Source organism: Rhizobium sp. NFACC06-2, from assembly GCF_900101425.1.
In the GTDB taxonomy this organism is placed as follows: Bacteria; Pseudomonadota; Alphaproteobacteria; order Rhizobiales; family Rhizobiaceae; genus Agrobacterium; species Agrobacterium leguminum.
Map to the genome: position 1 here is coordinate 1 of NZ_FMVA01000028.1, position 22,885 is coordinate 22,885.

Annotated in this window: 26 protein-coding genes; 14 read left to right on the top strand and 12 right to left on the bottom strand. The window is 59.5% G+C overall.

Annotated features, from left to right (window positions below; translation table 11 throughout):
* Together F3H58_RS26230 and F3H58_RS27370 are read left to right on the top strand one after the other, a co-directional pair.
* The coding region (locus F3H58_RS26230; protein ID WP_149744343.1) for an integrase core domain-containing protein at positions 1 to 294 on the top strand (294 nt) is incomplete at its 5' end.
* Positions 295 to 377: 83 nt separating this feature from the next.
* Entirely contained in the window at positions 378 to 539 is a 162-nt protein-coding gene (locus F3H58_RS27370) for a hypothetical protein (RefSeq protein WP_188129089.1), read from the top strand.
* Between the two features lie 113 nt (positions 540 to 652).
* On the opposite strand, the gene F3H58_RS26235 is transcribed toward F3H58_RS27370, so the two are convergent.
* The gene (locus F3H58_RS26235; RefSeq protein ID WP_149744344.1) at positions 653 to 901 is read right to left on the bottom strand and encodes a hypothetical protein; all 249 of its coding nucleotides are present in this window, start codon (positions 899 to 901) and stop codon (positions 653 to 655) included.
* Between the two features lie 385 nt (positions 902 to 1,286).
* Between F3H58_RS26235 and aqpZ the strand changes: the two genes are divergently transcribed.
* Together aqpZ and F3H58_RS26245 are read left to right on the top strand one after the other, a co-directional pair.
* Positions 1,287 to 2,012, top strand: a complete 726-nt coding sequence (gene aqpZ / locus F3H58_RS26240) for an aquaporin Z (protein WP_149744345.1) — start codon at positions 1,287 to 1,289, stop codon at positions 2,010 to 2,012.
* A gap of 52 nt (positions 2,013 to 2,064) precedes the next feature.
* Complete coding sequence (locus F3H58_RS26245; protein WP_003519942.1) at positions 2,065 to 2,358, top strand: hypothetical protein; 294 nt, start codon at positions 2,065 to 2,067, stop codon at positions 2,356 to 2,358.
* A gap of 179 nt (positions 2,359 to 2,537) precedes the next feature.
* Here F3H58_RS26245 and F3H58_RS26250 read toward each other — a convergent pair whose 3' ends face one another.
* On the bottom strand, positions 2,538 to 4,508 hold the full coding sequence (locus tag F3H58_RS26250) for a glycosyltransferase family 2 protein (RefSeq protein ID WP_188129090.1): 1,971 nt from the start codon (positions 4,506 to 4,508) through the stop codon (positions 2,538 to 2,540).
* A 170-nt stretch (positions 4,509 to 4,678) separates the two neighbouring features.
* Here F3H58_RS26250 and F3H58_RS26255 point away from each other — a divergent pair, with 170 nt between their 5' ends.
* The gene (locus F3H58_RS26255; RefSeq protein ID WP_149744347.1) at positions 4,679 to 5,440 is read left to right on the top strand and encodes a transporter substrate-binding domain-containing protein; all 762 of its coding nucleotides are present in this window, start codon (positions 4,679 to 4,681) and stop codon (positions 5,438 to 5,440) included.
* Between the two features lie 37 nt (positions 5,441 to 5,477).
* On the opposite strand, the gene uppX is transcribed toward F3H58_RS26255, so the two are convergent.
* A complete protein-coding gene (uppX, locus tag F3H58_RS26260) occupies positions 5,478 to 6,770 on the bottom strand; it encodes a Wzx-type polysaccharide biosynthesis protein UppX (protein WP_188129091.1) in 1,293 nt (430 codons plus the stop codon).
* A gap of 288 nt (positions 6,771 to 7,058) precedes the next feature.
* Here uppX and uppY point away from each other — a divergent pair, with 288 nt between their 5' ends.
* Positions 7,059 to 8,354, top strand: a complete 1,296-nt coding sequence (uppY, locus tag F3H58_RS26265) for a Wzy-type polysaccharide biosynthesis protein UppY (protein ID WP_149744348.1) — start codon at positions 7,059 to 7,061, stop codon at positions 8,352 to 8,354.
* Between the two features lie 26 nt (positions 8,355 to 8,380).
* Positions 8,381 to 9,133, top strand: a complete 753-nt coding sequence (locus F3H58_RS26270) for a polysaccharide deacetylase family protein (RefSeq protein WP_149744349.1) — start codon at positions 8,381 to 8,383, stop codon at positions 9,131 to 9,133.
* A 55-nt stretch (positions 9,134 to 9,188) separates the two neighbouring features.
* Here F3H58_RS26270 and F3H58_RS26275 read toward each other — a convergent pair whose 3' ends face one another.
* Positions 9,189 to 9,839 carry a S24 family peptidase gene (locus F3H58_RS26275; RefSeq protein WP_006313323.1) on the bottom strand — a complete coding sequence of 217 codons (651 nt, stop codon included), beginning with the start codon at positions 9,837 to 9,839 and terminating at the stop codon, positions 9,189 to 9,191.
* A gap of 112 nt (positions 9,840 to 9,951) precedes the next feature.
* Positions 9,952 to 10,602, bottom strand: coding sequence for a response regulator (locus F3H58_RS26280; RefSeq protein ID WP_149744350.1), 651 nt, complete (start codon positions 10,600 to 10,602; stop codon positions 9,952 to 9,954).
* Positions 10,603 to 10,844: 242 nt separating this feature from the next.
* Here F3H58_RS26280 and F3H58_RS26285 point away from each other — a divergent pair, with 242 nt between their 5' ends.
* Both F3H58_RS26285 and F3H58_RS26290 read left to right on the top strand, forming a co-directional pair.
* Positions 10,845 to 11,198 (top strand): DUF952 domain-containing protein, encoded by a 354-nt coding sequence (locus tag F3H58_RS26285; protein WP_059759483.1) that lies wholly within the window; start codon positions 10,845 to 10,847, stop codon positions 11,196 to 11,198.
* Complete coding sequence (locus F3H58_RS26290) at positions 11,198 to 12,289, top strand: quinone-dependent dihydroorotate dehydrogenase (protein WP_149744351.1); 1,092 nt, start codon at positions 11,198 to 11,200, stop codon at positions 12,287 to 12,289. The genes F3H58_RS26285 and F3H58_RS26290 overlap by 1 nt, the downstream gene beginning before the upstream one ends.
* 190 nt (positions 12,290 to 12,479) lie before the next feature.
* Here F3H58_RS26290 and F3H58_RS26295 read toward each other — a convergent pair whose 3' ends face one another.
* Positions 12,480 to 12,977, bottom strand: a complete 498-nt coding sequence (locus tag F3H58_RS26295; protein ID WP_149744352.1) for a CAP domain-containing protein — start codon at positions 12,975 to 12,977, stop codon at positions 12,480 to 12,482.
* 1 nt (position 12,978) lies between these two features.
* Positions 12,979 to 13,245, bottom strand: coding sequence for a DUF6460 domain-containing protein (locus F3H58_RS26300; protein WP_003493739.1), 267 nt, complete (start codon positions 13,243 to 13,245; stop codon positions 12,979 to 12,981).
* Between the two features lie 168 nt (positions 13,246 to 13,413).
* Here F3H58_RS26300 and F3H58_RS26305 point away from each other — a divergent pair, with 168 nt between their 5' ends.
* The 3 genes from F3H58_RS26305 (at position 13,414) to F3H58_RS26315 (ending at position 15,814) form a co-directional block, all read left to right on the top strand.
* Entirely contained in the window at positions 13,414 to 14,355 is a 942-nt protein-coding gene (locus tag F3H58_RS26305) for a class I SAM-dependent methyltransferase (protein WP_188129092.1), read from the top strand.
* 134 nt (positions 14,356 to 14,489) lie between these two features.
* Positions 14,490 to 15,101 carry a YitT family protein gene (locus F3H58_RS26310; protein ID WP_035236585.1) on the top strand — a complete coding sequence of 204 codons (612 nt, stop codon included), beginning with the start codon at positions 14,490 to 14,492 and terminating at the stop codon, positions 15,099 to 15,101.
* Between the two features lie 71 nt (positions 15,102 to 15,172).
* Positions 15,173 to 15,814: a YitT family protein gene (locus tag F3H58_RS26315; RefSeq protein WP_035236609.1), complete on the top strand. Its 642-nt coding sequence runs from the start codon at positions 15,173 to 15,175 to the stop codon at positions 15,812 to 15,814.
* Positions 15,815 to 15,840: 26 nt separating this feature from the next.
* Here F3H58_RS26315 and F3H58_RS26320 read toward each other — a convergent pair whose 3' ends face one another.
* On the bottom strand, positions 15,841 to 16,302 hold the full coding sequence (locus tag F3H58_RS26320; RefSeq protein ID WP_149744353.1) for a carboxymuconolactone decarboxylase family protein: 462 nt from the start codon (positions 16,300 to 16,302) through the stop codon (positions 15,841 to 15,843).
* Positions 16,303 to 16,399: 97 nt separating this feature from the next.
* A complete protein-coding gene (locus F3H58_RS26325; protein WP_003519926.1) occupies positions 16,400 to 16,903 on the bottom strand; it encodes an RrF2 family transcriptional regulator in 504 nt (167 codons plus the stop codon).
* Positions 16,904 to 17,024: 121 nt separating this feature from the next.
* Between F3H58_RS26325 and F3H58_RS26330 the strand changes: the two genes are divergently transcribed.
* Together F3H58_RS26330 and pdeM are read left to right on the top strand one after the other, a co-directional pair.
* Entirely contained in the window at positions 17,025 to 19,544 is a 2,520-nt protein-coding gene (locus tag F3H58_RS26330; protein ID WP_149744354.1) for a ligase-associated DNA damage response DEXH box helicase, read from the top strand.
* Between the two features lie 34 nt (positions 19,545 to 19,578).
* On the top strand, positions 19,579 to 20,307 hold the full coding sequence (gene pdeM / locus F3H58_RS26335) for a ligase-associated DNA damage response endonuclease PdeM (RefSeq protein ID WP_065654494.1): 729 nt from the start codon (positions 19,579 to 19,581) through the stop codon (positions 20,305 to 20,307).
* A 48-nt stretch (positions 20,308 to 20,355) separates the two neighbouring features.
* On the opposite strand, the gene F3H58_RS26340 is transcribed toward pdeM, so the two are convergent.
* The 3 genes from F3H58_RS26340 to F3H58_RS26350 form a co-directional block, all read right to left on the bottom strand.
* Positions 20,356 to 20,793: a universal stress protein gene (locus F3H58_RS26340; RefSeq protein WP_003522788.1), complete on the bottom strand. Its 438-nt coding sequence runs from the start codon at positions 20,791 to 20,793 to the stop codon at positions 20,356 to 20,358.
* Between the two features lie 159 nt (positions 20,794 to 20,952).
* On the bottom strand, positions 20,953 to 21,780 hold the full coding sequence (locus F3H58_RS26345) for a TIGR02186 family protein (protein WP_080817933.1): 828 nt from the start codon (positions 21,778 to 21,780) through the stop codon (positions 20,953 to 20,955).
* On the bottom strand, positions 21,777 to 22,703 hold the full coding sequence (locus F3H58_RS26350) for a sulfite exporter TauE/SafE family protein (RefSeq protein WP_003522786.1): 927 nt from the start codon (positions 22,701 to 22,703) through the stop codon (positions 21,777 to 21,779). Before F3H58_RS26350 ends, F3H58_RS26345 begins: the two co-directional genes overlap by 4 nt.
* Between the last annotated feature and the right edge of the window lie 182 nt (positions 22,704 to 22,885).

Below are 22,885 nucleotides of genomic sequence, written 5' to 3' on the forward strand. Positions count from 1 at the left end.
GTGTCGATCAAGTATTCCGAACGGTTGGCAGAGGCAGGTATCGAACCTTCCGTCGGAAGCGTCGGCGATAGCTACGACAACGCTCTCGCCGAAACGATCAACGGCCTTTACAAGGCTGAGGTCATCCATCGCCGAGGACCATGGCGCAACTTCGAAGCTGTGGAGTTCGCCACGCTGGAATGGGTCGATTGGTTCAACAACCGGCGTCTACTGGAGCCCATTGGAAACATTCCGCCTGCAGAGGCCGAGGAACGATACTACGCCATGCTGGACGCACCAGCATTGGCCGCATAACTTAAACCAAACGGTCTCCGGCAAAGCCGGTGCGGTTCACTTGGAACGAAGGGCCGACCACGAGCGCTGAACCGGTCAACGGCATGATGAAGAAAGCGCAAGGCGAGGATAGCGGTGTTTATAACTTTTTCGTCCCGCTCGAACGTTATCCAAAGCGCTTCAAAGGACGGATTCTCGGCGAAAGCTTGATAGCCGCCCAAGCAGTCATAGATTTCGACCAAGAGCCCATGCTTGTGAGGAAATAACGGGCTGTTATATCCCGCTCCTAATTCAACTCGCCTTCGCCTAAATTCAACTCGGCTTCATGCATGTGATCAAGAGCTGCATGCATCATGAGAACTTCTCGCACCCGACGCTCTCATGGCATAATGAGCCACCCCCCGAAACTTGCGGCCCAAACCTCCTTGTAGCCGCGGTAATACTCACGGTTGTTGAGCAGCACCTGCAAGATCTCTTTGGCTTTGTATTTGCCGACAAGGGCGAGGACGGTTGGGCGGACGTGATCGATAGCTTGGTGCTGGGGAGCCCATCGCCGTTTCAGCGCATCAAGAGCCGTGACTACATCTCGCATCTCCTTTGATTCAATCACTTCGTTGATATCGATCATGCTATCCCGCCTATCTTGGTGAACGAGGAAAGCGTATCTGATTCATGGAGTTTTATGCAGTACGGGTGCGGTGTCCTGCTTTTTGAAACAGCTTTAAGGGCTGCCGCTAAGATCGAACGAGCTCCGGTTCGTCCAGCAACATCCAACAAATTCACGGTATATTGCGCGGTAGAATGACTTAGATAGAGAAATTATACGCAATTTTTCAGTTGCTTATATTATCATTTTGGTTCCCTTCATCCGCTCCATTTTCCAGACATTTGACACTCTTCCTATGCCGCGTTTAGCCACCATTGTGTCGGTAGCCACGCGAATATGCAATTTAGCTTGACTACGATTAAATTGCACGTAATAGTTGATGCGGTCGTAACATAGGGGAAGTGTTATGAGTCGCAAACTTCTTTCGGAATTTCTGGGAACCTTTTGGCTCGTGTTCGGAGGATGCGGCAGTGCGGTTTTTGCCGCCGGCTTTCCTGAACTCGGCATTGGCTTCCTTGGTGTCGCCTTCGCTTTTGGTCTGACGGTTCTGACCATGGCCTATGCGGTTGGCGGCATTTCGGGCGGTCATTTCAATCCGGCCGTTTCAGTCGGCCTCACCGTTGCCGGTAAGTTCCCGGCGGCGAACCTCGTGCCTTACATAGTGGCGCAGGTTCTGGGGGCGATCGTCGCGGCTGCGGCGCTTTATGTCATCCTCACCGGCAAGGCGGGGGCTGAAATCGGCGGTTTTGCCGCCAATGGTTATGGTGAACATTCGCCGGGCGGATATTCTCTCGTATCGGCGCTGCTGATCGAAGTCATCCTGACGGCGTTTTTCCTGATCGTCATTCTGGGCTCTACGCATGGCAGGGTTCCTGCCGGCTTCGCGCCGATCGCCATCGGTCTTGCCCTCACCCTTATTCATCTGATGTCCATTCCGGTCACCAACACATCCGTCAACCCGGCCCGCTCCACGGGACAGGCATTGTTCGTTGGCGGATGGGCGCTGCAGCAGCTCTGGCTGTTCTGGCTCGCTCCGATCCTCGGCGGCGCCATCGGGGCCGTGATCTGGAAAATCTTCGGCGAGGAAGAGAAGGCCGGCCATGCCGGTTCGGTTCAACCTGCGCAGACATGAATAAGAGGCTTTGTTTCCTCGAATGGTCGAGGAAACGACTGAGGAGGATGACATGGATCTTGCTTCGATATTGGCCCAGATCGTCGGCGGTGCGGTAGGCGGCACGGCAGGCGGAAAGATAGTGAAGGACTCCGATCTTGGTTCGCTCGGCAATCTGATTGCCGGCGCCATCGGCGGTCTCGGCGGCGGAACCGTGCTCGGTTCGCTGCTCGGCGCGGCGGGCGATGCGGCAGCCGGCGGCGTGGATATCGGCGCTCTCGCCGGCCAGCTCGTTGGCGGCGGTGTCGGTGGTCTGATCGTGCAGATCATCGTCGGCCTGATCAAGAACAAGCTCGTTACCAAGTAGAGCGGTTCGGCCACCTTCAGGATGAAATGACGGGCCTTGCCGAGGGAGGAGCTTCGTTCGGCAAGGCACTGGCTCCCGTTATCGATGACGGCAGTAACGTAAGGCCTGAAGCGGCTCTGCTGGAGCAGCAATGTGATTGAAGCCGTCAGCGGCTGTCGCGGCTGGTCGGAAAAAAAGTATCAGGACTTTTTCGGCTCTGCCGAAGATGCCGGATCATAAGTATTTTTGGCGACAGGCGCGTGTGGCGTCTTGTTCCATGCGAAGGGTTTGGTGTTGAGTTCCACCATGGCCCGCCAGGCCGCGATGGACAGCATCAGCCAATATGCGGGTATTGCCAGCCACCGTCTTCCGACATGCCTTCTTTCATAGGCAATCATTCTGCTGCGGCCCATCAGCACGAAGATCGTGTAGCTTCCGACGATATTCAGCACATCGATAAAAAACAGAAGACCCTGCCAGGTGAGCAGCAGGTCAGCGCCATTTTCCCGGAGGGCGATGGTCATGAATGCGAGCGAAACGAAGAGCAGGGGGTGCGCCAGCGACGACAGAAGCATGCCGCCGATCAGCAGTTGAAAGACCACATAGGCAAACCATCCCATGTCGCGCGCGGTCGCAAAGGGCGCACGGGTCATCACCAGCCAGCTTTGCAGCCAGCCCTTGTACCAGCGTGTTCGCTGGTTCAGCCACACGGGTAGCGAGGTCGGCGCATCCTCCAGCGTCTGTCGCCGGATGACGCCGCAACGATAACCCAGCCGATGCAGCCGGAGGCCGAGATCGGCATCCTCAGTTACATTATAGGGGTCCCAGGCACCGGCCTTCCGCAGCACGGCGGTCCGGAAATGATTGGAGGTGCCGCCAAGCGGCAGCGGCAAGCCGTGTGCGGCAAGGGCAGGTAACATGCAGCGGAAGAGACCGGAATATTCCAGTGCGAAACAGGCGCTGAGCCAGGAAGAAGAGGCATTGCTGATGATGAGCGGCGCCTGCAGGCAGGCCACCTCGTCCGGCTCGTTGCGGAAGGTGGCATAGGCTTCGCGCAATTGCTGCGGATGGGGCCGATCCTCGGCATCATAGACCGCAACGAATGCGCCACGCGCGCCGGAAAGCGCGTAAGTGAGGGCCTTTGGTTTGGTGCGCGGCAGGGAGGGCGGCACCCTGACGACCTCTATGTGCGGGCCGGGATTTATCCGTTGGATCGCCTCGATCGTCGCAGCGTCGTCTGCTTCGCAGACAAGCTTGATGTCCAGCCGGGATTTGGGCCAGTCCAGACGTTCCAATGCGCCGATGAGCTGCCCGACGATGACCTCTTCCCGGTAAAGCGCCACCAGAACGGTATAGACAGGCAATTCGTTTTCCTGCCGAAGAGGCAAGACGTTCTTCCCGTCGTTTCCCCGGGGCGCATGGACGAGTGCGAACAGCCTGAAAAGCAGGGTCAAAAGGTAAAGCATCGTCAGGGTGACGTGCAGATACGTAAATGCTGCTTCCGTATAAAACACCAGCGACAGAATAAGCAGGGTAAGGAGAACGCCGCTGCAAAAACCCTGCTCGCCGTGAAGCGTGATCCTGGCGGAATGGTGTGGCGCCGTGTTGAAAAGCAGTTGTTGGGTTTCCGCCAAGCGACGGGTCTCGCCCGCTTTCCAGATTGCGCCGCGCATGGCCTGCGGGGTTGTCACGGCAAATTCGTCGAGAAGACGCGGACGTTGATCCAGCATGTTTTTCAGCGACGCCATTCGCGCCAGTTCCGGTACGATCAGCAGCGTTGGCGTGCCGCTCAGCGGTGTCAGCCGCAGGAACCTTGGTTCGAAGAGCTGAGTGTCCAGCTTATTCAAGTCCGTCACGCGATCCGGGCCGATTTCCGGGAGAAAGGGCAACCGCAGGAATCGGGCGAAAGCGCCGAAATAGGCATCCGCCGTGACGAGACCGCTTGCCAGCAATTCGTCTTCCAAAGTCGAGCCATTTTCCAGAGCCCGCTGTTCGAATGCCGCGATATAGGGTCCGCCCAATCCCAGCGAAGAGAGAAAGCGGACCTGTCCGGTCTGGTCCTGTTCGGAAGCGGTTGGGAGTGGATTTTCACTGGCGTGGGAAAATGCAATTTTTCGTGTCGCCGGCGTCATGCAAAACGAATCTCGTGTATATTGCCTAAAATAATCCATGCATCGCCACCGCCGTCATGGTAACGCCCCACTTCCTGTCGCGGATAGTATAGATGAGAATGACGAATGTAACGCGGAATATAGCTCTCGGATTTACTTTAGCTTTCGCTTTACAATTTACTGTTTTTTTTAGCGATGTACGTGCGGAGGGCCTGTCGGACGGGAACCGGATGCCGGTGCTGTTCGATGCGCAGGAGCGGTTTCCGGGCGGCGATCTTTCTTCCGTTCCCCGCATCAGATTTCTGATGTCGGTCGATTTCCCGCCCTTCAATTTTACCGATCAGGAAGGCCGGCTTGCGGGTTTCCATGTCGATCTGGTGCGTGAAATCTGCGCGCAACTGAAGGTCGAAAGCAAATGCCAGGTGCAGGCGCTGCCGTTTGATGAGCTGGAGGCGGCTTTGGAAATGGGCGAGGGCGAAGCGGTTATTTCCGGCCTCGCCACCACCGCCGACCTGCGCAAGAGTTTTACCTTCTCGCGGCCCTATCTCCTGATGCCCGCCCGTCTTGCGGTGAACAAGGCGGCGAAATTCACCGGCTCCGGTGCCGATGCGCTTTCGGGAAAGAAGGTGGGTGTGGTTGCCGGCTCGCGGCACGAACAGATGCTGAAGGCGTTCTTTCCAAAGGCCACGGCCGAGGGCTTCGATGGCTACGAGCCGATGTATGACGCGCTGAAGAAAGGCAAGGTGGACGCCATCTTCGCCGACGGTCTGCGCCTGCCTTTCTGGGTTTCAGGAAGCGCTTCCGAAGGCTGCTGCGCGCTCTTCGGCGGTCCCTATATGTCCGACAGATTTCTCGGTGAAGGCCTTTCCATCATGACCGTCGATCCCGATAACGTGCTCGTTCCGGCTTTCGATCAGGCGCTGGCGGCCCTTTCCCGCAACGGCCGGCTGGAAGAAATCTATCGGCGTTATTTCCCTTATGGACTCTATTAGGGAGAGCCGGCCACCGGATCGGTTCTTATGCCAGCTCCTATTTTGCTGGCGCGAAAACCTCTTCATTGCGGCGCAGGCGCAGCAGCGCGATCCATACGGCGGCGGCGATGGCGGTTTCCACCATGAAATAGCTGCCGATCGTTCCCGAAATGCTGAATGACCAGGTGAAGAAGGCGACGACGACGGAGCCGATGAGGTTGCCACTGTTCCAGATCTTCGCGCGAATATCCTGCCGTCCGGATGCGCCGAGCGCCTCGAGCGCGGTGGCGGCAACGGCCATGGGCAGAACCGCCCAGCAAAGCACGCGGGTGATGATGGGTAGCGAAACATATTCATCGCCGAACAAAAGCGGCAGGAAGGGCGCGATGATGAAAATGACGAGCGCACTGCCGGTCGCGATGAAAAGTGCGGCCTTCAGCACGTTATAGGCGCGTTCTATGGTCTTGCTGATGCCCTGCAGAGCGGCGGAAGCCGAACCCGGATAGATCAGCCGGTTGAGGGCCTCGACGGAGAGATAGGAGCTGTCGAGAATGCGCCGGGCGATGGAATAGCTGCCCAGCACCTCGGCGCTGGCAATGGCGCCGAGAACGAGAATATCGGCATTGCCGCGCACGGCCTTGAACAGGAACTGGGTGGAAAACAGGACGCCGATGCGGATTTCCTCACGCACGATACGGAACACCGGGCGGCCGAGTCTCGCTATCGCCTTGACCGAGATCATGGCTGCAATGGTGTGGGCGGCAAGGTTCCATAGCGCCCAGGCCTCCACTGTTTCCACCTTGAAGATAAGGCAGGCGACCACCGCGGCAATGGTGCGGGCGACGGCAAACATCACTTCCAGCTTGTTGGCGGAGGCGAAGTCGGAATGGGCGATGAAGCTCTGCGTGGAAAGCGAGATGACTTTCAGGAGGACGAGGTTCGTGAACAGGATCAGGAAGGTGGTGATCAGCGTGTGCAGCAATGTTTCCGAGGTCGGGAAAAATACCGGGATCGTCACCATGCCGATGATGGTCAGCACCACGCCTGTCGCGGCGCTCAAAAGATAGCTGTGGCCGAGCATGACGGGAAACATGCTGCGATCCTGTGCGACACGGCGGATCAGCGATTCCTGCGAACCGATACCGCAGATCTGGACGCCAAGATTGGTGACGGCCGTGATGGAGGCGTAAAGCGCGAATTGTTCGACACCGAGATGACGGGCAAGCAGCGCAAAGGTCAGGAGCTGGGCGGCGCTGGACATGAGGAGCGCTCCGCCGGATGCCATGTAGGTCAATCCCAGTCTGACTAGATGGCCGAGCCGCGGCGTACTGAACGACACCTCATTCTCCATGTTTTCCGGCATTGCCGGGCGAATTCAAAAATGACTGCGCTGCTTTTTAAAATCTGGCCAACTGAAAAAGCCGCAACCGGCCAATAAAGCAAAAGTCCGCGACCCGAATGAATGGCAGTTTATCCTGTCTTATCCCTCTTGAGGTAAGAGAGGGTTAAAGCAATTGCATAATAATGATGATAATGACTGTTTATGGTTATTTGGACATGGCCCCTGTTTCAGAAGGGTTTCGTTGTTCGTCACAAGGCAGGCCAATGATCCGACTACCCATTTTCGATGCAGGCGACCATGCCGCGTTTGGCTGATACGCAGCCCGTCTCTGCGCAAGGCAGCGCCATTTCCCTTGCCGGCGGCCGGCGCGACGCGTTTTTCTTCGTCGCCACCATGCTCTATATCTGGATTTCCGTCGCGCCTTTCGAAAATCTCGCAGCACCGCCCGTGCCGCACGCCGCCGCAAACCAGCTGACCGGCCTCGTGATCGCATTGTTTCTCGGCATTTTTGCGCTGCGCCACCGGCTGACGGGGCTTCTGCTGCAGCCGCGGCTGCCCATTCTGCTGCTGTTTTTCTGGCTGGCGATATGCTCGGTGGTTGGAACCCAGCCCGGCACGTCGCTGCAACGTCTGATCTTCACGGCGCTCCTGTGCTTCATAACCAGCGTCCTTGTCGTTATGCCGCGCGACCGGCGGCAGTTCGACCGGATGATGGCCATCTTCGCGATCATTCTCTTGGCGCTGTGTTATCTGGGGGTGATCTTCCTTAGCTCGCGCTCGATCCATCAACCCTATGATCTCGATGAAAAAGCGTTGGCGGGTGACTGGCGCGGTATCTTCAATCACAAGAACGCCGCCGCGCCGGCGATGATCATTCTGTTCATGATCGGGCTTTATCTGCGCAATGCCTGGTCGACGCTGGGCGGCATCGCCATCACGCTGCTGGCGGGGTTCTTCCTATGGAAGACCAACGGAAAAACCGCGGCCATGCTGCTGCCCGTCACGGTGGCGCTGATCTGGATCATGGAAAGGCATGCCAACCGTACTTTGTTGATGATCGGCGGTCTTCTTGCCTTCATCAACATATCCGCGGTCGGCTCCACCTATTTTCCGAGTATACAGAATTTCGTCGAAGGCCTGGGCATCGATTCCACCTTCACCGGGCGGACGGACATATGGCGGCTATCCTTCGATACTTTCGCGCAATCGCCGATCTTCGGGCAGGGGTTCCAGGCATTCTGGACGAGCGACCGGCTCCTGTCGCAGGCCGATATTGCCGGCACCTGGGCGGTAACGGCCTTCCATGCCCATAATGGCTATATTGAAAGCCTGCTGAATGGCGGCCTGCCGGCCTTCATTCTCACGGTTATCTGGCTGGTCATCATACCCGCGAACGATTTCCGCACGGCGGTGGACAAGGGCACGGATCCGGGACTTACCCGACTTTTTGCGAGAATTTGGGTGTATGCGTTACTTTCTTCGTGTTTAGAGAGCAATTTCTTTACCGGAACCGGGCCTATCTGGTCTTCTCTTCTAATCGCCATCTATTGTTTGAGGCATCAGGCTTACGACATACTCGAAGAGGGACAGTAATTTGCAGACAGGCCGGGGGGCTTTGTATGACGCAAAAAATCGGGACTTTTACCGACCGGATCAATAACCGGCTGGTGCGCTATTTCCCGGGACCGGCGGTGCGGATCGAAACGTCCGAACCGATCGTGTCCTTCACATTTGACGATGTGCCGGCAAGCGCCTGGACGGCGGGTGCGCGCATTCTGGAAAACGAGGGTGTTTGCGGCACGTTTTACATCGCCGGCGTGTTTATCGACCAATACGATGAACAGCAGCAGATGATTTCCGCGAAAGGCTGCTCGGAACTGGCGGCGGCCGGCCATGAGCTCGCCTGCCACACCTTTTCCCATCGCAAACTCTCGAGCTTTTCCCGACGGGGGCTCGAGGAGGATCTCGATCGCAATGACCGCGTGCTCGGCTCGTTCGATGCAAGCCGCCACGGGCGCAATTTCTCCGTTCCCTTCGGCATGGCTTCACCGGTCATGCAGCCGCTGCTGCGACGCCGGTTCAGGACGGCGCGCGGCATCATGCCGGGGATCAACCGGGGCAGTGTCGACCCGCATAATCTTGCCGCGGTCGAGTTGCGTTCGGATCAAAACTATCTCGACGCCGCCGATGGCTGGTTGGAGGATGTTCTGCAAAAAGGCGGCTGGCTCATCATCTTCACCCATGATGTTTCGCAGACGCCGAGCTTTTACGGTTGTCCGGAAGACAGATTTCAGGGTCTCGTCCGCAGGGCGGTGTCGGGCGGTGCGAAGATCATGACGGTCGATGCCGCCGCAAGGGCACTCGGTCTTTAAAGGAATATTCTCGGCACGCGTGCCCGGTCTACACCGCGGAAAACGCAGTTGCGGGTTATTGGCTGGCCCAGATGATGCGGGCGATCCATTCCACATCGGCCATGTCGAAGCTGCGGTTCGGATGTTCCGGGTTGAGCGAAAGAAGCTCGATATTTTTGGGGCTTTGCCGCGCCAGCACCTTGGCCATTACTTCGCCGTCGCGGCTTTTCAATACCACGCGGTCGCCGCGCCGCACCTGCGCGCCGGGCTCCACGATGAGGATATCGCCGTCGCGGTAGAGCGGCATCATGCTCTCGCCCTGCACCTCCAGTGCATAGACGCCCTGCTTGCGCTCGGGAGAGGAGGGGAATTCCACCACATCCCAGCCCTGACCCGCCGGAAAACCGCCATCGTCGAAAAAGCCGCCGGAGCCCGCCTGCGCGAAACCGAGCAGGGGAATGGCGTTGTCGGCGCCGGAAGGCTGCATGGTCTGCGCCCTGCCGAAAGCATAACCGAAAAACTGGTCGACGCTTGCCCCCGTCGCCTCCAGCACCTTGGAGACGGATTCCGTCGAAGGCCAGCGTTTGCGGCCATCCGGCCCGAAACGTTTCGATTTATTGAACGAGGTGGGATCGAGGCCGGCGCGCTTCGCCAATGCCGAAGGCGTTAGCTGGTGGCGTTCGGCAAGCGTATCGATGGCGCTCCAGATCGTCTCGTGTGACAGCATGATAGAAAGTCCGCAAGTGGAGCCGATAGCGGAAAAGCTCCTGTCGTTTACTGACCGGAATCTAGACCATATCCGGTCAGGAGTAAAGCAAGGAAAGGAATAAAATCCTTTTCTACGCCACCATGGCCGATGTATTTATCTTGGCGAGCTGGATCACCGCCTGGGTGCGGCTGTCGACCTTGAGCTTCAGCAGGATCGCGGAGACATGCGCCTTGATGGTGGCTTCGGAAACATTGAGCTCATAGGCGATCTGCTTGTTCAGCAACCCTTCGGCCAGCATGCCCAGAACCCGGCTTTGCTGCGGCGTCAGCGTTCTGAGCCGGCCAATGAGATCGGCCACGTCAGGATCCTGTTCCTTGTCGCCCTGATGACCGGCCGGTATCCAGACATCGCCTTCCAGAACCGCGCGGATGCCGTCCCTGATATCGTCGATACCCGAGGATTTGGAAATGAAACCGGAAGCACCGAGTTCGATGGAGCGGCGCACGGTGGTCGCATCGTCCGTTGCCGAAACGATGACGATCGGCAGGCTGGAGAATTCCGCCCGGAGCGCCATCAGGCCTGAAAATCCGCTGACCCCCGGCATTGCGAGGTCGAGAAGCATGAGATCGGCGTCGTTGCGCGCTGCGGCTGCACTGCGGGCGGCCTCGAAATCCCCGGCTTCAATAATGTTCTGTTGCCCGTCGAGGCCGGATACGGCCTGTTTCAGGGCGCCGCGAAAAAGCGGGTGGTCATCTGCTATGATAATGACAAGTTCCGACATTCTGACCCCCTCCCAAGGGCGTTATGCGGTTCTTTTTCTGATACTGGCTCACTCCCATTTGCCGGTGGTCGAAACACATCCGGCTCCTCCGCCAAAGGTTGCGCCAATCGGTCCCGCATTACAAGGAAAAGCTTGTGGACAGGCGGTCTTTCAGGCTCTCCGCAATAAAATGCCGTGGAAACTGTGGACAATCTTCGAGCTTTGCGGCAAATCCCGCTGAGTGGAAAGCCTTGGAGAGCCCTATGCAGGAAACGCCCGCGATCATCTATAAAATCGTGCCGGAGACGTTATGGAGCGCGGCAAAGGCGAAGGGCGTCTTCGAAGGTGCGGCCATCGACCTGACCGACGGCTTCATTCATTTTTCAACGGCAAAACAGGCGGCAGAGACCGCCGCGCGGCATTTTTCCGGCCAGGTCGATCTGCTTCTGATCGCGGTCGACGGCGCGGCCCTCGGCGACAAGCTGGTTTATGAACCCTCCAGAGGCGGCGATCTTTTCCCGCATCTTTATGCGCCTCTTCCCCTGACCGCCGTGCTTTGGGAAACGCCGCTTTCGCTCGGTCACGACGGCCAGCACCAGTTTCCGGAGATTTTGTGATGAGCGGATTATTTTCCTCTATCGGCCGCAAGGGCCTGTTTCTGGTCGATCCGGAAAAGGCGCATGGCCTGTCCATTGCGGCGCTGAAAAGCGGCTTCCTGCCCACCTGCATGGTGCCGCACGATCCGCATCTGCAACAGACCGTGGCTGGCCTCGTCTTCCCCAATCCGCTCGGCATGGCGGCGGGTTACGACAAGAATGCGGAAGTGCCGGGGCCGCTTCTGAGGCTCGGTTTCGGCTTTACCGAAATCGGCACCGTCACGCCCAAGGCGCAATCCGGCAATCCCAGGCCGCGTATCTTCCGTCTGGTCGAAGACGAAGGTGTCATCAATCGCCTCGGCTTCAACAATGAAGGCCATGCGGCCGCGCTGGAGCGCCTGAAGCAGGCAAAGCTGCGTGGCATCGTCGGTGTCAATATCGGCGCCAACAAGGATAGCGAAGACCGCATCGCCGATTATGTGCAGGGCATCGAGGCGTTTTATTCGGTTGCATCCTATTTCACCGTCAATATTTCCTCGCCCAACACGCCCGGCCTGCGCGATCTTCAGGCGCGCGAAAGCCTTGCCGCGCTTCTCGCCGCCGTGCTGGAACGCCGGAAAGTGGAAGCCGAACGTTTCGGCAAACGCATCCCGGTTTTCCTCAAGATCGCGCCCGATCTGACCGAAGAGGGGCTGGACGACGTTGCGGAAGAGGCGCTCGCCCATGATCTCGATGGCTTGATCGTCTCGAACACCACGCTTTCCCGCGAAGGTCTGCGACCCGGCCCGCACAAGGGCGAGGCAGGCGGTCTCTCTGGCAAGCCGCTCTTCGAGCTTTCCACCACGGTTCTCGCCAAGATGCGCCGCCGCGTCGGCGGCAACCTGCCGATCATCGGCGTCGGCGGTGTGTCATCGCCAGAGACCGCTTTGGAAAAGGTGAGGGCAGGGGCCGATCTCGTGCAGCTCTATTCCTGCATGGTCTATGAAGGCCCCGGCCTGCCCTCGGCCATCGTCAAGGGCCTGTCGAAGCTGGTCGCCCGCGAGGGCGTACAGTCCATTTGCGACTTGCGTGACAGCGCGGTGGACCGCTGGGCGGATCGCAAGCTCGGCTAAGAGCGGAGCTTGGACGGTCGGCAGCGCTTCCTCAGGGGCTCTCCTTCCTCATCCCTGTGCTTGTCACAGGGATCCAGCCAGTCCAAGTCCTTGGGCTGAAAGGAGTCTTTCCGTCGCGCAGACGCGCGTCGGCTGGATTCCTGTGACAGGCACAGGAATGAGGGAAGAGGGTGGTTCCCGTCGCTTTATCTCAGGCGCAGAGCACCATCGCCCAATAGGGCCGGTTGCGGCTGGCCGTATCATAAGCGACCGCGACGCCGAGGCCGTTATAAGGCCCGAGCATGTTTTCGAGGTGATGTTGTGAGCCGATCCAGGCCTTGACCACCCGCTCGACGCTGTCCTGCCCGGCGGCCACGTTTTCCGCTGCCGGAAGCGGCACATTGCCGTCCTTCATGCGGATCAGGAAACTGTCGGTCAGGCCGATCAGATGCGCCATCTTCTGGGCCTTGACCATGCGGCCGGCCTGATAGGCGGCGGCACCGCTGGCTGCCCCATTGATGGCGAGCGGCGAAAGCCCCTTGGAGCGGCGCAGATCATTGACCATGGGAAGCGCCGCCGCCGTCTCGTCGCGGGTGCCGGAGGGCATGCCCTTGTTGGTGGGCATGGACACGCAGGCGGAAAGAACGGAACCGGCGGAAAGCAGCACGAAACCGCGCCGGGTAAGCGTCTGAAGCGAAGTATCGGTCATGTCAGCGGCGGTAGCTCAGAAGGCGCAGGATGATGAAAACGGGAATGACGATCGTAGCCCCGAGGATCAGATAGTCGCCGATTGCGCCCAGCGCATGGAAACCGCTGCGCCACAGGTCGACCACGAAATCGCGCGCGCCGTAGATGATGTTCCATGGCGTCAATCCGAAGATCGCCATCAGAAAGCCGACGAGCAATGAAACCACCAGCAACTTCACCACGGTACGGGCCACCGTGTCACCCAGCATTTTGTTGACCTCACCGGCCATCAGCACGTCTCCTGTTTTGTCCTGACATATGAAGCACGACGCTTCGATGCAAGTTTCGGCGCACTATATCGCGTCAAATTCGCCAATTCCACGAGGCCGCCATGAAATAGGACTTGAGTTTTTTTATGGCTTGATAAATGACAGCCGACATCTTCTCAGGAATCTTGAATGGCCCCAAACCAGTTTTCTTCCGGTGACGTCATTGCCGACCGCCGGGCGGACTATGCCCGCATGCTGGCGGAGAGCGGTGACTTTCCCGCCGCCGCCGAACTGATGGAACAGGCGCTGGAGCTTGCGCCGCGGTGGACAGCGGGCTGGTTTCGCTTCGGGGAATATCACGAAAAAGCGGGTGAAACGGAAAAAGCCGTGGTGGCTTACGGGAAAGTCGCCGAGCTGGACACCGAAGGACTGTTTGCAGCCGAGCTGAAACTCGCGGTTCTCGGCGCCGCCGAAACGCCCGAGCAACCGCCGAGCCGCTATGTGGAAGGGCTCTTCGACGATTATGCCGACCGTTTCGAAACCTCGCTTGTGGAAAAGCTGGATTACAGCGTGCCGCAAAAGCTGGCGGAACTGATCGGCAAGGCGGCGAAAGGCGGCGTCTTCGACACCATTGTTGATATTGGCTGCGGCACCGGTCTCCTTGGCGTTGAAATTCGCGCCTTCGCAAGCCGGCTGGAAGGTTTCGATATTTCCCAGAACATGCTGGCCAAAGCGGAGGAAAAGGGGCTTTACGATCATCTCGACCAGGCCGATCTTTCGCTGGAGCCGGAGGCCTCGGGGCTCTTCACCCCCACGCTCGCCCAGCACCGCGCCGGCCTTGTGGCCGCCGCCGACGTGATGATGTATCTCGGCAGTCTCGAAACTGTCATGCCGCTCGTTTCCGCCCTGCTTGCACCCTCCGGTTTCTTTGCCTTTTCGGTGGAGGATGCGGGGGAGGAAGACGGTTTCGTGCTTCGGGAATCCCTTCGTTACGCCCATTCGAAGAGCTATGTGAGCGAGCTTCTTGAGCGGACGGGCTTTTCCCTCATCGAAATCCGCAAAACCACCATTCGCAAGGATGCCGGAAAACCCCTTTCCGGCATTCTTTTTCTTGCCCGTGCCAAAGCCTGAACATTCCGTTTCTTGCCATTTTCGCGATAGGTCAGGCTTCCTTGCGTATCCATCTTGCTCAGATGTTTTTTGCAGTGCAAAATATGCCTGAAGCTGAGGAAAAAAGCGTGAGCAGAACGAGAAGCGTTTACGGCATGTGGAGTTCCGATCCGGCCAAACATGCGCCGGTGGAAGACGTGCAGGGCATCGTCACCGGTGCCATCGTCTCGGCGCTCGGCTTTTATCTTCTGAACAAGGTCGGCCTTCTGACCGGCGGCACCGCCGGCGTCGCCTTCCTGCTTCATTATGCTTTCGGCATCAGCTTCGGCCTCCTGTTCTTCCTCGTCAATCTGCCGTTTTATTACCTGTCCTTCCGCCGTCTCGGTCTTGCCTTTTCCTTCAAGACCTTCATCGCCATCGGCCTTGTTTCGGTGCTGACGGAAGTGGAAGCGCGCTGGATGGTGATCGACAGTATCAACCCGCTCTGGGCGGCGCTGCTCGGCGGCCTGTTGCTGGGCTACGGCTTGCTGGCGCTTTATCGTCACCGCGCCAGCCTCGGCGGCATCGGCATTCTCGCCATCTATATTCAGGATCGCTTCGGCATCCGCGCCGGTCTCATCCAGCTCGCCTTCGATGCCTTCGTGATGCTCTGCGCCTTCCTCGTCATCGATCCGGCGACCGTCGTTTATTCGATTGTCGGCGCTTTCGTGCTCAACATGTTTCTGGCCATCAATCACCGCTCGGACAGATATATCGTCGTGCGCTGACTGAAGGTGGTTGAAATCCGCCGCGCTTCGGCGCAATAGCTCGGCAGGGGCCGAAAGACAGGGGAATGGGCATGGATGATACGACTGCGCGCAGGCGTCTGAACCTTTGGGCCTCCGCGCCGGATCGTCATTCCTTGCTGGAAGACGCGCAGGGCGTTCTCGCGGGCAGCATGCTGGTTTCACTGGGCGTCACGCTGTTTTCCGCTGCCGGCCTTTTGACGGGCGGCACGGTCGGGCTGGCATTTCTTGTGCATTACGGCACCGATCTAAGCTTCGGCGCGGTGTTCTTCCTCGTCAATCTGCCGTTTTATTATCTCGCCTTCCGTCGTCTCGGGCTTGCCTTCACGGTCAAGACCTTCTGCGCCATCGCCATGACGGCGCTGCTGTCGGAATATATGCCCGGCTTTTTCGCATTTCAGAGCATCAATCCGGTTGCCGCCGCACTTTTCGGCGGGCTGACGGTTGCGGCCGGCATGCTGGCGCTGTTTCGCCACCGCACCAGCCTTGGCGGTTTCGGCATATTGGCGCTTTATCTGCAGGACCGTTTCGGCTGGCGTGCGGGCCTCGTGCAGCTCGCCTTTGATGGCATGGTGCTGGCCTGCTCGTTTTTCGTGGCCACACCTTTCGTCATCATCTGCTCCGTCCTCGGCGCGCTGGTCATGAACCTCACGCTTGCCATCAATCACAGGAACGACCGCTACATTGCCATGTAGCGGCCGCCCGTTTCGGGTTTAAGGAGTCAGGCCGCCTTCGCAGCCGCATCGACCGGATGCTGCGAGCGGAAACCGACGGCGATGCGGTTCCAGGTGTTGATCGCGCCGATGGCGACGGTGATCTTCACGATATCCTCATCAGAAAAATGCGCCTTCAGCGTTTCGAAGGCGTCATCCGGGGCGCCGGTTTCGGCAATCTTCGTCACCGCATCCACCCAGCCGAGCAGCGCCCGTTCCTGCTGGGTATAAACGGGGGATTCCCGCCACACGCTCATCAGGTCGATCCATTGTTCGGAAAGCCCGTCATGGCGGCTTTCCTTCACATGCATGTCCACACAGAAAGCGCAGCCGTTGATGATCGAGGCACGCAGCTTGATGAGGTGAACGAAGCGGCGCTCCAGCCCGCTGCCCTGAACGTAATTTTCCAGAGCCATGACGGCCTTGAAGGCTTCGGGGGATGCTTTGGCATAGTTGATACGGGTTTTCATTGGTCTCTCCATTGGTTGGATCTGTTTGAAGCCATGCGTCATCGGTCCGGAAAGCTGTGAGGCTTCCGGTATTTCGGTGATCCTGTCTTTTCGGGTCTCAGCGCGTTGCTGTTTTGCGCTCGTTCAGCTCCAGAAACGCGCAGCCACGCGCGGCAATCCCGCCATCGTCATTGGCGGCAAGATCGCCCAGAATGTCGGCGATGGTGGTCTTGGCGAGTTCCGCCCGGTAGGCCTTTTCCGCTTTCAGCATTGCGGCATTGATGCCGCAGGGCTTGGTGAAATAACGCCCCGGCAAGGGGTTCGGCCCACGCTGGCGGATTTCCGCGCAGCGGAAGGCAGGCTGCGGCCCTTCGACGGCTAGCACGATATCGAGCAGCGTGATCCTGTCGGTCGCCCTAGCAAGACGGTAACCGCCCTTCGGCCCCGGCACGGTGGCGACAATCCCGGCATTGGACAGCGACTGGAGATGCTTCAGCAGATAGCTCGTGGAAACGCCGTGAAATTCCGCCAGCGCCGCCGCCGACAGCACGCCGCCTTCGGAAAGTCCCGCCAGCATGCCCACGCTGTGAATGGCCTGTTCCACGCCGTCGCCGAGTTTCATCCGACTTGTCCCTGTGCGGTTCGTTTCAATATCATGGATAAAATTTATCCGTGATTATGCTTTCTGTCAAGCGGCCCCGTTCCGCCCTTCTTTTTTGCAGGTTTTTCACTACCTTGAAGATGTGAAACACACCGAGTCTCCCATTTCCGGCACCCATGTCGGCGCTTTACCCCTTCCATTCCAGAAATGGTTTGCCGAAAAGGGGTGGTCTCCGCGCGCGCATCAAATGGAGCTGATGGCGCGCGCACGCGGCGGCCAGAACATGCTGCTGATCGCGCCCACGGGCGCCGGCAAGACGCTGGGCGGCTTCATGGCTTCTCTCACCGATCTGGCAGAGCGCGGCAAGGTGCTGCCGGGCTCCGGCTTCGTCGGCGTGCACACGCTCTATATCTCGCCGCTCAAGGCGTTGGCGGTGGATATCGAACGCAACCTCACCAGACCCGTCTCCGAAATGGGCCTGCCGATTTCCGTCGAGACCCGCACCGGCGATACGCCGCAGGGCAAACGCCAGCGCCAGAAGGTGAAGCCGCCGGATATTCTGTTGACGACGCCGGAGCAGGTCTCGCTGCTGCTCGCCAACAAGGAGGCCGAGCGCTTTTTCCGTGACCTGAAATATGTGGTGCTCGACGAGCTGCATTCGCTCGTCACCTCCAAACGCGGCCATCTGCTGGCGCTGGCGCTCGCGAGGGTGCGCCGGCACGCACCCGATGTGCGCTTCATCGGCCTCTCGGCCACGGTTGCGGAGCCGATGGATTTGCGCCGTTATCTCGCGCCGCAGGGGCAGGATGAGCCGCCCGCCGGCCTCATCACCGTCGAAGGTGGGGCAAAGCCGAATATCTCCATCCTGAGCACGGAGGAGCGCATCCCATGGTCCGGCCATTCGGCGCGTTACGCCATGAAGGATCTATATGCCGCGCTGAAAGACCACCAGACGACTCTGATCTTCGTCAACACCCGCTCGCAGGCGGAGCTGATCTTCCAGGAGCTCTGGACCATCAATGACGACAATCTGCCGATTGCACTGCATCACGGTTCGCTGGATGCCGGCCAGCGCCGCAGGGTGGAAGCGGCCATGGCGGAAAACAAATTGCGCGCCGTCGTCGCCACCTCCACGCTCGATCTCGGCATAGACTGGGGCGATGTCGATCTCGTCGTGCATGTCGGCGCGCCGAAGGGGGCAAGCCGCCTTGCCCAGCGCATCGGCCGCGCCAATCACCGCATGGACGAGCCGTCGAAGGCGATCCTCGTTCCCGCCAACCGTTTCGAGGTGATGGAGTGCCGGGCAGCCCTTGATGCGAACTATATCGGCGCGCAGGATACGCCGCCGATTGCCGAGGGCGCGCTCGATGTTCTCGCCCAGCACATACTTGGCATGGCCTGCGCCGAGCCCTTCGATGCGGATGATCTTTATCGCGAAGTAACCAGCGCCTCGCCCTATGCCGACCTGCCGCGCGCCACCTTCGACCGGGTGGTGGATTTCACCGCCACCGGTGGTTATGCGCTGCGCACCTATGAGCGTTACGCCCGCATCCGCCAGATGAAGGACGGTCGCTGGCGCGTCTCCAATCCGGCGGTCGCGCAGCAATATCGCCTGAATCTCGGCACCATCGTCGAGGCGGCGGAACTCAATGTCCGCATGGTCAAGCGCAATGCCAAGGGCACGGTCGGACGCGGCGGTATGTCGCTCGGCAAGGTTGAGGAATATTTCCTCGAGCAGCTGGTGCAGGGGGACACCTTCCTCTTTGCAGGCAAGGTGCTGCGCTTCGAGGGTATCAGGGAGAATGAATGCCTGGTCTCCCAGGCCTTCTCGATGGACCCGAAAATTCCCTCCTATGCCGGCGGCAAGTTTCCGCTCTCCACCTATCTCGCGGATCAAGTGCGCTCGATGCTGGCAGACCCGACCCGCTGGCATGCGTTGCCGGATCAGGTACGCGACTGGCTGGCGATCCAGAAGGAAAAGTCGATCATTCCCAAGCGCGACGAGCTGCTGGTGGAGACCTTTCCCTTCCGCAAGCGCTTCTTCATGGTCATGTATCCCTTCGAGGGACGCTTGACGCACCAGACGCTCGGCATGCTGCTGACGCGGCGGCTGGAACGGGCGGGCGCAAAACCCATGGGTTTCGTCGCCACCGATTATTCACTCGCCATCTGGGCCATGGAGGATATCGGCATGCGGCTGAAATCCCGCCGCCTGTCGCTGGCCGACCTTCTCGATGAGGACATGCTGGGCGACGATCTGGAAGCGTGGCTCGACGAATCCTTCATGCTCAAGCGCACCTTCCGCAACTGCGCCGTCATTTCCGGCCTGATCGAACGCCGCCATCCCGGCAAGGAAAAGACCGGCCGGCAGGTCACGGTTTCCGCCGATCTTATTTATGACGTTCTTCGCAGCCATGAGCCGGATCATATCCTGCTGGAAGCGACGCGGCGCGATGCCGCAGCGGGACTTTTGGACATTGGCCGTCTTGGCGATATGCTGAAGCGAATCAAGGGTCACACCACCCACCGCGCGCTGGAACATGTCTCGCCGCTTGCCGTTCCGGTCATGCTGGAAATTGGCCGCGAGACGGTGGCGGGCGAGGCGATGGACGATGTGCTGGCCGAGGCCGCCGACGAGCTGATCGCCGAGGCCATGTCCTGAAACATCTGGGCGGAATGAAGGAACAAAGGCAAAAGTGCTGAGCCGGCTGACATTGAGCGACAGGTTTTCCAATGGCTTCGAATGCCTCGGCAGCGAAACTGCCATCAATGGCGTCGCCGCCTGGTGCGATCCTTTGGGCGGACTTTACCTGCCGGACCTGTCGCTGCTCGTCGTCTCCGACCTGCATCTGGAAAAGGGCGCGGCTTTTGCAAGGCGCGGACGCATGCTGCCGCCTTACGACACCATCGCCACGCTTAAAATCCTCTCCTCCCTCGTCAGCCGTTACGATCCGAAGATCGTGGTCAGCCTCGGCGATAATTTCCACGACCGGGTCGGTTCCGAGCACCTGCCGCTGCCGCTGCGCGAACTCATTCGCGACATGGCCCGTGGCCGCGAATGGATATGGATCAACGGCAATCACGATCCCGACGGCACGGTCGATCTGCCGGGCTCTTCGGTGGACGAGATGTTTTACGGCACTCTCGTCTTCCGCCACGAGCCGAAACCGGGCGATGCCGCCGGCGAAATCGCCGGGCACCTGCATCCCTCCGCCACGGTCCGCCGCCGTGAAAAGACGGTGCGGCGGCCCTGTTTTGCCACCGACGGTTCGCGTCTGTTGATGCCGGCTTTCGGGGTGATGAGCGGTGGACTGGATTTGCGGCACAAGGCCATGCGCGGCCTGTTCGATCATGCCGCTCTCGTCGCACATCTGATGGGGAGGGACCGCATCTATTCGGTGCGGTTTTCAAATCTTCTCGGCTGAGCGTATTTTCCAGACGTAAAACCGCTACGCAACTTTACTGGAAATGCCCTATTGCCGGTAGACCAGCACCGGTATCTTCGAATTCTTCAGCACCTTGGCCGTGACGCTGCCGAGCAGCATTTCCACGAAGCTCCTGCGCCGGTGCGAGGCCATGGCGATGAGGTCGCAGCCGCTCCTGTTGGCGGCTTCGATGATCGCCTCGTCGGGCCTTCCCGCCCGCGCCAGCAGCGCTTCGCAATCCAGCCCCATGGAAGTGGCCTGCGCCTGCGTATCTCTCAGCAGATGTTCCGCTTCCTCGCAGCGGTGGAATTCTTCTTCGGCAATGGCGGCAATGTCCTCGACATCGCTGGCAATCACGTGAAAGGGTTCCGATACCGTCACGACGGTCACCTTTGCGCCTGCCTCCTTGGCGAGAGCGAACCCTTGGTCGATTGCGATCTGCGCCAGCGGCGAGCCATCGGTGGGAATGAGAATGTGCTTGAACATGACATTTCTCCTTTTCATCCCGGTCACAACCGCACATGCCGCCCTGAGCTGCATGTACGGTTGTAACGCCTTGAATTTTACTGCAAACCGATGGCGGAAGCGAATGCTATCTTTGCCGACAGGGGCGGCAGACGCTCTCTTTTGCGGGATGAAAACCGATCAGTCCTTGCGGAAGATGATGCTGGCGCCCCAGCCGGTCACGACGGCAAGCAGAACGCAGAGCGCGCCATAGGCAAGCGGCGTCTGATGCGCGGCGTCGGTGATCGCCTGTTCCATGCCGGTTTTGACGACGCGCAGTTTCAGTTCGCGCTGGGCGATGAATTTGCCGCTCTTGAAGAGATAGGCGCGGGCGGTGTGCACACCGTTCGGCACGTTGGCCGGCAGGCGCAAAGTCGCCCAGAACAGGCCGGTGCGTTCCAGCCGCACCCCGGTCGTGTCGTTGCGATAGATGCCGCTCGAAAGCTTCAGACGCCGATAGGCTTCCTGAAAATCGAAGACATTGTCGGGCACGCCGGAAAAGACCGCGCTTTTCAGTGACAGATGGTCGACGCCAAGCCCCATGGCGCGGAGCGTTCCGGGCGAGGCGACATCGCTGATATTGCGCGTGCTGGCCATGGAATAGGATTCCGGCAGCGGCGTGAAGGTGATGGCGCTGGTATTGATCCAGATGCCTGCAACGCGTTCCTTCTTGCGCACGGTCATATAGTCGCTCGGACCCTCAAGCGTCACGACAATGTCGTATTGCCCGATGGCGAGCAGCAACTGGTCGGTATTGTTCAGCGCGCCGAAAAGCGTGAAATCCGCGCCGCGAAAATCGGAAGCAATGGGAATTTCGGTCGTCGATGCGCCGATTTCGATATTTTCCAGCAGGGATCGCTGCTGCGGGCCGGGCGGCAGGGCGAGCGGCGGCGTCTGGGCCGAAGCGGTCTGCCCGAGGGTGAGACAGGAGGCCAGCGCAAGGGCGGCAAGCAGCAAATGGCGGGTCAATAACCTAACCCCCCGACGGCCACCGAAAACAGGTCTTCCGGGCGCACCACCAGCGATACGGCAAGGCGAAGCGCAACAGCGAGAACGAGAAGCGCCAGCAGGGCGCGCAACTGTTCGCCGCGCAGTTTCTGGCCGACGCGCACGCCATATTGCGCGCCGATGACGCCCGCCACCATCAGGATGAAGGCCAGCACCACGTCGACGGAATAGTTGGTCGCCGCCTGAACGACGGTCGTATAGGCGGTCACGAAAATGATCTGGAACAGCGAGGTGCCGACAACCACGCTGGTGGGGATGCGTAAGAGATAGATCATGGCCGGCACCATGATGAAGCCGCCGCCCACACCCATGATCGAGGTGAGGATGCCGATGCCGAAACCCAGCGTGACGATGGGAATGATGCTGAGATAGATCTTCGATTTCTTGAACCGCATTTTCAGCGGCAGGCGGTGCACCCAGTTGTGGTGGCCCGGCCGGCGCAGCGTCACGGTTTCGTTGCGGGCGGCGCGGCGGAGCGCCGAAATGCTTTCCTTCAGCATCAGCCCGCCGACGGTGCCGAGCAGGATGACGTAGAGCAGCGAGACGATGAGATCGAGCTGGCCGATGCTGCGCAGGAAGGAGAATATCCACACACCGACCGTCGCCCCCACCAGACCGCCCACAAGCAGCACGCTGCCGAGCTTGACGTCGAGCGTGCCGCGCCGGAAATGCGTGATCGAGCCAGACACGGAGGAGGCGACCACCTGGTTTGCCCCCGTCGCCACGGCCACCACAGGCGGAATATTGTAGAAAATCAGAAGCGGGGTAATCAGAAAGCCGCCGCCCACGCCGAACATGCCGGAAAGAAAACCGACGGCCGCGCCCATGCCGAGAATGATGAAAATATTCACCGACAGTTCTGCGATCGGCAGATAGACAGTCACGGCTCGGACCTCGGGCAAATGGTTCCGGGCGGCAGGGCTTGTCCGGGTGAGGGGGCCGCGCCGCGATTTACACTTTCTGTCTGAAAAGACCGGGCATGCCCGGCCTTCATCCGTCATGCCCGCGAGGGCCTGACCTGTCAACATTCAACGGTAAATACGTTGATAATTTGGAAAGATAGCGG

Bases quoted from the DNA above. Each gene is read 5' to 3' on its own strand.
- F3H58_RS26280 (WP_149744350.1), bottom strand. From the start codon at position 10,602: ATGTCGGAACTTGTCATTATCATAGCAGATGACCACCCGCTTTTTCGC.
- F3H58_RS26275 (WP_006313323.1), bottom strand. From the start codon at position 9,839: ATGCTGTCACACGAGACGATCTGGAGCGCCATCGATACGCTTGCCGAA.
- F3H58_RS26325 (WP_003519926.1), bottom strand. From the start codon at position 16,903: ATGAAACTCGGCGACGGCGTGGAACAGGCCATTCACAGCGTGGGCATG.
- F3H58_RS26290 (WP_149744351.1), top strand. From the start codon at position 11,198: ATGAGCGGATTATTTTCCTCTATCGGCCGCAAGGGCCTGTTTCTGGTC.
- F3H58_RS26305 (WP_188129092.1), top strand. From the start codon at position 13,414: ATGGCCCCAAACCAGTTTTCTTCCGGTGACGTCATTGCCGACCGCCGG.
- F3H58_RS26340 (WP_003522788.1), bottom strand. From the start codon at position 20,793: ATGTTCAAGCACATTCTCATTCCCACCGATGGCTCGCCGCTGGCGCAG.
- F3H58_RS26295 (WP_149744352.1), bottom strand. From the start codon at position 12,977: ATGACCGATACTTCGCTTCAGACGCTTACCCGGCGCGGTTTCGTGCTG.
- F3H58_RS26320 (WP_149744353.1), bottom strand. From the start codon at position 16,302: ATGAAAACCCGTATCAACTATGCCAAAGCATCCCCCGAAGCCTTCAAG.
- F3H58_RS26250 (WP_188129090.1), bottom strand. From the start codon at position 4,508: ATGGATTATTTTAGGCAATATACACGAGATTCGTTTTGCATGACGCCG.
- F3H58_RS27370 (WP_188129089.1), top strand. From the start codon at position 378: ATGATGAAGAAAGCGCAAGGCGAGGATAGCGGTGTTTATAACTTTTTC.
- F3H58_RS26300 (WP_003493739.1), bottom strand. From the start codon at position 13,245: ATGGCCGGTGAGGTCAACAAAATGCTGGGTGACACGGTGGCCCGTACC.
- aqpZ (WP_149744345.1), top strand. From the start codon at position 1,287: ATGAGTCGCAAACTTCTTTCGGAATTTCTGGGAACCTTTTGGCTCGTG.
- F3H58_RS26245 (WP_003519942.1), top strand. From the start codon at position 2,065: ATGGATCTTGCTTCGATATTGGCCCAGATCGTCGGCGGTGCGGTAGGC.
- F3H58_RS26235 (WP_149744344.1), bottom strand. From the start codon at position 901: ATGATCGATATCAACGAAGTGATTGAATCAAAGGAGATGCGAGATGTA.
- F3H58_RS26270 (WP_149744349.1), top strand. From the start codon at position 8,381: ATGACGCAAAAAATCGGGACTTTTACCGACCGGATCAATAACCGGCTG.
- uppX (WP_188129091.1), bottom strand. From the start codon at position 6,770: ATGGAGAATGAGGTGTCGTTCAGTACGCCGCGGCTCGGCCATCTAGTC.
- F3H58_RS26315 (WP_035236609.1), top strand. From the start codon at position 15,173: ATGGATGATACGACTGCGCGCAGGCGTCTGAACCTTTGGGCCTCCGCG.
- F3H58_RS26310 (WP_035236585.1), top strand. From the start codon at position 14,490: ATGTGGAGTTCCGATCCGGCCAAACATGCGCCGGTGGAAGACGTGCAG.
- F3H58_RS26255 (WP_149744347.1), top strand. From the start codon at position 4,679: ATGCCGGTGCTGTTCGATGCGCAGGAGCGGTTTCCGGGCGGCGATCTT.
- F3H58_RS26285 (WP_059759483.1), top strand. From the start codon at position 10,845: ATGCAGGAAACGCCCGCGATCATCTATAAAATCGTGCCGGAGACGTTA.
- uppY (WP_149744348.1), top strand. From the start codon at position 7,059: ATGCCGCGTTTGGCTGATACGCAGCCCGTCTCTGCGCAAGGCAGCGCC.